This window comes from Arthrobacter sp. TB 26, assembly GCF_000427315.1.
Lineage (GTDB): Bacteria > Actinomycetota > Actinomycetes > Actinomycetales > Micrococcaceae > Arthrobacter.
Map to the genome: position 1 here is coordinate 1 of NZ_AUPJ01000148.1, position 7189 is coordinate 7189.

Here is a 7189-nt window from a genome sequence, read left to right on the forward strand (position 1 = left end):
CCGGCCCCTGCCTCGGGTTCCTACACGATCAAGTCCGGCGACACGCTCTCCGGCATTGCGGCCAGGAACGGCGTCAAGCTCGCCGATGTTCTTTCCGCCAACCGCCTGACGATGAGCAGCATTATCTACCCCGGCCAGAAGCTCGCGCTTCCGGGCTCGTCCATCGCGCCGGCCTCCACCCCCGCCCCGCCCGTAGCCACGGTGACGCCGCTCGTCCCGAACACCTTCCTCGGCTTCAGCTACCCGGCAGCAGTCGTCAGCTCCGCCAACGAGAACAAGGCACTGCTGAACGCCTCGCCGGTGCCCAGCCGCGAACAGATGAAGACCATCGTGGCGGACACCGCCCGCCGCATGGGTGTCGATCCGTCCCTGGCCCTGGCCTTCGCCTTCCAGGAATCCAGCTTCGACCACCGCTCGGTCTCGCCCGCCAACGCGATCGGTACCATGCAGGTCATTCCGTCCTCGGGTGTGTGGGCTTCGGACCTGGTGGGCCGCCAGCTCAACCTGCTGGACCCGTACGACAACGCCACGGCCGGCGTCGCCATCATCCGCCAGCTGGTGCGCACCAGCAAGGACCTGGACACCGCCATCGCAGGTTATTACCAGGGCCAGTACTCGGTCAGCAAGTACGGCATGTACGACGACACCAAGCGCTATGTGGAGTCCATCAAGGCACACCAGAAGAACTTCGCCTAGGAGTCGGACAGCCCTGGCCGCGGCGCCAAACCGTGCGGCCAAGCACCCCGCAGGATAACGATACGGGTCCGGATCGCATGTTGATTCGGGCCCGTTTCCGTGCAGCGATTAGGATCGTATAGTGCAGGATTACTCGTCGGACCCTCTCGTTGGCACTCTGGTGGATGGCCGGTACCTGATTCAATCCCGGCTCGCAAGCGGCGGGATGTCCACTGTGTACGTGGCCACCGACCAGCGGCTGGAGCGGGATGTGGCGCTGAAGGTGCTGCACCCGCACATGACTGGGGACCCGCAGTTCCTCGACCGGCTGGGCCGCGAGGCCAAGGCAGCCGCCCGGTTGTCGCATCCGCACGTCGTGGGCGTCCTGGACCAGGGCGAGGATAACGCGGTGGCCTACCTGGTGATGGAGTACATCAAGGGCCACACACTGCGCGACGTCCTCAGGGACAAGGGTGCGCTGCCCCCGCGCCTGGCCCTGGCGCTGATAGATCCGGTCGTCGAAGGCCTGGGGGCGGCCCATGAGGCGGGGCTTGTCCACCGGGACATCAAACCCGAGAACGTGCTGATCGCCGACGACGGGCGGATCAAGCTCGGCGACTTCGGACTGGCCCGCGCCATCTCGACGTCGACCAGCACGGGTACGCTGATTGGCACCGTGGCGTACCTCTCGCCCGAACTCGTGCTCGGCAGGCAGGCCGATGCGCGCAGTGACATCTACTCGGTCGGCATCATGCTCTACGAGATGATCACCGGCCGGCAGCCGTTCGACGGCGAGGTTCCGATCCAGGTTGCCTATCAGCACGTCAATTCTTCCGTCGGCGCCCCCTCCGGGCTGGTGCCCGGACTGGCCGCCGAAATCGACGAACTCGTGCAGTGGTGCACCGCCAGCGACCCCGACAAACGCCCAGTCGACGGAAACGCCTTGCTCTCCGAACTCCGCCACATCCGGCGGAACCTGAGCGACGCCGAACTCGACCTGCAGCCCCCTGCCGCACGCCCTGCCCTGCCGCCCGTGCCGGGCCCGCCGGCCAGACGCCCCGGCGGTGCCCCGGATCCCGGAGCCGGCAACGGCGCCACCGAAATCATCGNTCGGCGGCCGCCAGCAACCCACGGAATTCATCGACCGCGGCAGCAACCCGACCACCGTGATGTCCGCGTCGCCGCGGCACCCTGGCTACGGCCCGCTGTCCGCCCCGGAGGAGGCACCCTACCCGGCAAGCCACTACGACGACGACGACGGGCATTTCGACAACGGGCCGGCATCCGCAGTTCCTGCCAGCAAGCGGGCGCAGCGCAAGCACGACCGTGATGAGGAGAAAGCACGCCAGCGTGCCGCGGCCACTCCGGTCCGGAGCCTGCGGGAGGGGAACCCCCGGCGGCGCGGCCTGCTCTGGATTCTCGGGCTGGTCATCGCGGCGCTGCTGGCCGGTGGGGCAGGCTGGTTCTTCGGCATGGGACCGGGCTCCCCCGGGACGATCCCGCAGCTCGCGAACAGGACGGTGGCCGAGGCCCAGCAACTGCTCCGCACGGCCGGATTCCAGTCCAACACCAGGGAAGTCTTCGACGACGATGTGGCCCCCGGGCTGGTGGTCGGATCGGAACCTGCGGCCGGGGAGGTCATCCGGAAGTTCCAGCCGGTCTCCCTCGCAGTCTCCAAGGGCCCCGAACTGTTTCCCCTGCCTGAACTGACCGGAAAGTCCCTGGACGAGGCGAAGACCGCCCTCAACGGCGCGGGTATGGCCCTGGGGAACATCTCCGAGACCTTCGACGAATCCGCGGCCGCCGGTACTGTCCTGGCGCAGGCCCCGCGCAGCGGCAATCCGGTCCGGCACGGCACCCCCGTGGACCTCACCGTGTCCAAGGGCCCGCAGCCCATTCCGGTGCCGGACGTGCGCGGCCAGGAACAAGGCGCGGCGGTCAAGGCCCTCGAGGCTGCCGGCCTGAAAGCCGCGATCGCACCCGAGACCGTCTATGACCGGCAGGTGCCCAAGGGCGCCGTGGCGGCGCAGGATCCGGCCTCCGGCAACCTGACCAAGGGCGGATCGGTGACGCTCATCATCTCCAAGGGACCGAAGCTCGTGCAGGTACCAAGCTTCATTGGAAAGCAGGCCTCCGAAGCACAGAAAGCCCTGGAGGAACTCGGCTTCAAGGTCAAAATCGACAACATCCTTGGCGGATTCTTCGGTACGGTCCGCGCCCAGGACCCGGTGAACACGTCCGTCCCGGAAGGCTCTGTCGTCACACTGACAGTGGTCTGACAGGCAACCGCCCGGCCGCCCCGGACAAAAAGCTCCGCCCCGGGCTGATCAGAGCCGGGGCGGAGCTTTTTTACTGCCTTGGCAGGACCTCAGCGCTTAGACAGGGCTCCGGCCACCAGGAAGGCCATCTCGAGGGACTGCATGTGGTTCAGGCGGGGATCGCAGACCGATTCGTAGCGGTCCAGGAAGGACTCCTGGTCCACCGGGTCGGCACCGCCCAGGCACTCTGCCACGTCGTCGCCGGTCATCTCGACGTGCAGGCCGCCGGGGACCGTGCCGAGCGTGTGGTGGACCTCGAAGAAGCCGCGCACCTCGTCGATGACGTCGTCGAAGTTCCGGGTCTTGTAGCCGTTCGGCGAGGTGACCGTGTTGCCGTGCATGGGGTCGGTGACCCAGAGGACCTGGGCACCGGAAGCGGTGACCCGTTCCACGATCGGGGGCAGCTTCTCCCGGATGTTGCCGGCACCCATCCGGGTAATAAACGTCAGGCGGCCGGGTTCACGGTCCGGATCCAGTTTGTCGATCAGGCGCAGCGCGTCGTCGCCAGTGGTGCTCGGCCCCAGCTTCACACCAATCGGGTTGCGCACCCGCGAGAGGAAGTCGACGTGCGCGTGGTCCAGTTCGCGCGTGCGCTCACCAATCCAGAGGAAGTGCGCCGAGGTGTCGTACGGGAAGCCGGTGCGGGAGTCGATGCGGGTCAGGGCGCGTTCGTAGTCGAGCAGCAGCGCCTCGTGGCTGGCGTAGAACTCCACGCGCTTGAGCGCTTCGAAATCCGCGCCGCAGGAGGCCATGAACTTGATGGCACGGTCGATGTCCCGTGCCAGCGACTCGTAGCGTGCGTGGGCGGGGTTTTCCGTGAAGCCCTTGTTCCACTGGTGAACGAGCCGCAGGTCCGCGAAGCCGCCCTGGGTGAACGCGCGGATCAGGTTCAGGGTGGAGGCGGACGTATGGTATGCCTTCAGCATCCGGCCGGCGTCGTGGGCGCGGGATTCCGGCGTGAAGTCATAGCCGTTGACGATGTCGCCGCGGTAGGCCGGCAGCGTAACACCCTCGCGGGTTTCATCGTTGGAGGAGCGGGGCTTGGCAAATTGCCCGGCCATCCGGCCCATCTTGATGACCGGCATGGCGGCGCCGTAGGTGAGGACGACGGCCATCTGGAGGATGGTGCGCACCCGGGCGCTGATCTTGTCCGCTGTGGCGGCCTCGAACGTTTCCGCGCAGTCACCGCCCTGGAGCAGGAAGGCTTTGCCCTGCGCGGCGGCGGCGAGGCGTTCGCGCAGGATGTCCACTTCGCCGGCGAAGACGAGCGGCGGGAGGACGGACAGTTCCTTGACGGAGGCTTCGAAGACTGCCTTGTCCGACCAGTTCGGCTGTTGGGAAGCCGGCAGCTCCCGCCAGTGGTCAAGGCCGGGATAGTTGGCGGCACCACTCTGGGCGGTGCTGGTCAGGGCCGAGCCCGCCAGGGGCGAGCCGCTCAGGGAACTGTTCAGGGGGAAGGCCGAAGGCGCAGATAGCTCAGTCACATTCTAAGGATAGTTGCCTCCGTGGCGATCGTCGGACCCGGGCCGTCATTGACTGCGCCGGTCCCGTCACACGGTCCTGTCAGTCGGTCACGGGGTTGGCAGGGCCGGCACCGGCAGTGCCCTCCTCCGGGACCTCTGCGGCCTTCCCGGCGAGCCGGAGCTTGACGACGGCGGCGTACTCGTCGACGTATTCCTGGCCGGAGAGCCGCATGAGTTCGTACATGATCTCGTCGGTCACGGACCGCTGGATCAGCCGGTCGTCCTCCATGCCGTAGTAGCGGCTGAAGTCCAGCGGCTCGCCAAAGATCATTCCGATGCGCCGGATGTTGGGCATCCGCTTGCCGATCGGCTGGACTTTGTCGGTGCCGATCATCGCGACCGGGATCACGGGGACGCGGGCCTGCAGGGCCAACCGCGCCACGCCCACTTTGCCGCGGTACAGGCGGGAGTCCGGGCTGCGGGTGCCCTCGGGGTAGATGCCCAGGAGCGAGCCGTTCTTCAGCACGTCCATCCCGGCGTTGAGTGACAGGGCCGACGCTGCCCCGCCGGAGCGGTCCATCGGAAGCTGGTTGGTGAGCCGGAAGAAGGTGGCCGTCAGCCGGCCCTTGATCCCCTTGCCGGTAAAGTACTCCGATTTTGCGAGGAAGACGACGGGACGGGGCACCATGAGGGGCATAAAGATGGAGTCGGAGAAGGACAGATGGTTGGAGGCCAGAATGGCTGCGCCCTCGGCGGGGACGTTGTCCAGGCCCTTGACCCAGGGCCTAAAAAGCGTCTTCAGGATGGGTCCGAGAACGAACGTCTTCATGAACCAATAAAACACGTGGTGTACCTCTCCGGAAGGCGTCTGGCCGGCCCGCCATCGGACCCGGCGAGGACTTCAATGACACCCTACTCTAGTGAGTTTTGTCCGGAACAGTGACACGATGGGCACATGACCGGAACCAGCACTCCCCTGGCGCCAGCAGCGTTCAGTTATCCCGGCCACGGCGCCAACGCGGGCATCGGCGTGGCCATCTGCCACGGCTTCACCGGCAGTCCCCTGAGCGTCCTTCCCTGGGCCGAGCACCTGTCCCGGCGGGGCTTCGCGGTGTCCGTCCCGCTGCTGCCGGGCCATGGCACGGACTGGCGCGACCTCGCGCGCCACAGCTGGCTGGACTGGTACCGGGAATTCGAGGCCGCCTATCTGGAACTCGCCGCCCAGACCCGGCACTGCTACGTGGCCGGGCTGTCCATGGGCGGCACCATCGCCCTGCGCACCGCGGCGCGCCATCACGTGGCCGGGGTCGCCGTCGTCAATCCGGGACTGAGCTTCTACGACCGCCGGGTGCGCTACATCGGCCTGCTCAAGCACTTCCAGCGCACTACCGTCCCGGCCCGGGAACCGAACCCGACGCCCGTCACCACCGAGGACGGCGACTATTCACTCACCCCGCTGGAAGCCGTCCACCAGCTGAGCCGGCTCTTCGTGGCCACGCTGCGCGAACTGCCCGCCGTCTCCGCTCCGGCGCTCGTGTTCAAGTCCGATACCGACATCGTGGTTCCGCCCACCTCGCTCGAACTGCTCCGGAAGCGGCTGGGGTCGAGGGAGCTCAACGTGGTCAGTTTGCCGGACAGCGGGCATGTGGCCACGCTCGACGTCGACGCCCCCCTGATTTTCGAGCAGTCCGTTCAGTTCTTCCTGCAGCACGCAGTCGCCGCGCCGCACTCCGCGGCGGCATGGGAGAAGCCCGTCACCAGAACCCCGGAGACCCCATGACCATCCCCCTGGACCACACGCCGTTCAGCAGCCCGTTCACCGGAACCGGCACCCGCACCGGCGTCGTGGTGTCCCATGGTTTCACCGGCAGCCCGCACGGCGTCAGGGACTGGGCCAGATCGCTGGCGGACGCAGGCTATGCCGTGCGGATGCCGCTGTTGCCCGGGCACGGCACCAGCTGGCAGGAACTGGCCCGGACCCGCTGGCAGGACTGGCACGCGGCCCTCGACTCCGCCTACCTTGACCTCGCCGGGGAATGCGACCAGGTGGTCGTGGCCGGGCTGTCCATGGGCGGGGCGCTGGCGCTGCGGATTGCCGCCACGCGTCCCGTCGGCGGGGCCGTACTGGTCAACCCGGGGCTTGTCATTGACGATCCCCGGGCACCGCTGGCGGGCATCCTGAAATTTGTCCTGAAGAGCACCCCGGCGATCGCCAACGACATCCTGAAGGAGGGCATCGACGAGGGGGCCTATTCCCGGACGCCGGTCGCTGCGGCGCACGAGCTGAACAAGATGTTCAAGGACACCGTGCGGCTCCTTCCCCGGATCACCGCTCCCGTGCGGGTGTACCGTTCCGCGGTGGACCACGTGGTCTCCGACTCGAGCATGGTGGCCCTGCGCCGTGGACTGACCCACGCCCCGCTGGAGGTAGTCCGGCTGGAAAACAGTTACCACGTGGCTACGATGGACAACGACGCGCCCGAGATCTTCCGCGGCTCGGCCGAGTTCATCCGGTCGCTGGCTGCGGGCCACGCACCGGACGCAGCCGACGATAGCCAGAAGGACACGGCCGATGACTAAACCGGACCCCAACTCCCCGGATTCCAGCGCCAACCAGGACGACGCCGTCTGGCTGGATCTCGTCGCGAGGCTGGAAGGCCGGGACCCGTCCGCACGCCCGGGAGCCCCGGAAACCCGGGAAGGCCAGGACAGTGCGGGCGGCGCGGAAGCACC

Annotated in this window: 7 protein-coding genes; 5 read left to right on the forward strand and 2 right to left on the reverse strand. The window is 67.5% G+C overall.

Going from position 1 to position 7189, the window contains the following annotated elements:
• The 3 genes from K789_RS0104885 to K789_RS26765 form a co-directional block, all read left to right on the forward strand.
• Positions 1–696: lytic transglycosylase domain-containing protein (locus tag K789_RS0104885; RefSeq protein ID WP_024365780.1), on the forward strand; the 696-nt coding region annotated here is incomplete at its 5' end.
• A gap of 121 nt (positions 697–817) precedes the next feature.
• Complete coding sequence (locus tag K789_RS26760; protein ID WP_416352788.1) at positions 818–2005, forward strand: protein kinase domain-containing protein; 1188 nt, start codon at positions 818–820, stop codon at positions 2003–2005.
• 142 nt (positions 2006–2147) lie between these two features.
• Positions 2148–2954, forward strand: coding sequence for a PASTA domain-containing protein (locus tag K789_RS26765; RefSeq protein ID WP_416352789.1), 807 nt, complete (start codon positions 2148–2150; stop codon positions 2952–2954).
• Positions 2955–3043: 89 nt separating this feature from the next.
• Here K789_RS26765 and K789_RS0104895 read toward each other — a convergent pair whose 3' ends face one another.
• Both K789_RS0104895 and K789_RS0104900 read right to left on the reverse strand, forming a co-directional pair.
• Complete coding sequence (locus tag K789_RS0104895) at positions 3044–4477, reverse strand: class II 3-deoxy-7-phosphoheptulonate synthase (protein WP_024365781.1); 1434 nt, start codon at positions 4475–4477, stop codon at positions 3044–3046.
• Positions 4478–4556: 79 nt separating this feature from the next.
• Entirely contained in the window at positions 4557–5300 is a 744-nt protein-coding gene (locus tag K789_RS0104900) for a lysophospholipid acyltransferase family protein (protein ID WP_029704525.1), read from the reverse strand.
• A 111-nt stretch (positions 5301–5411) separates the two neighbouring features.
• Here K789_RS0104900 and K789_RS0104905 point away from each other — a divergent pair, with 111 nt between their 5' ends.
• Both K789_RS0104905 and K789_RS0104910 read left to right on the forward strand, forming a co-directional pair.
• The gene (locus K789_RS0104905; protein WP_024365782.1) at positions 5412–6236 is read left to right on the forward strand and encodes an alpha/beta hydrolase; all 825 of its coding nucleotides are present in this window, start codon (positions 5412–5414) and stop codon (positions 6234–6236) included.
• Positions 6233–7036, forward strand: coding sequence for an alpha/beta hydrolase (locus K789_RS0104910; protein ID WP_024365783.1), 804 nt, complete (start codon positions 6233–6235; stop codon positions 7034–7036). Before K789_RS0104905 ends, K789_RS0104910 begins: the two co-directional genes overlap by 4 nt.
• The last annotated feature ends 153 nt before the right edge of the window (positions 7037–7189 follow it).

Excerpts from the sequence above, each read along its gene's own strand:
- K789_RS0104905 (WP_024365782.1), top strand. The coding sequence starts at position 5,412 with ATGACCGGAACCAGCACTCCCCTGGCGCCAGCAGCGTTCAGTTATCCC.
- K789_RS0104910 (WP_024365783.1), top strand. The coding sequence starts at position 6,233 with ATGACCATCCCCCTGGACCACACGCCGTTCAGCAGCCCGTTCACCGGA.
- K789_RS26765 (WP_416352789.1), top strand. The coding sequence starts at position 2,148 with ATGGGACCGGGCTCCCCCGGGACGATCCCGCAGCTCGCGAACAGGACG.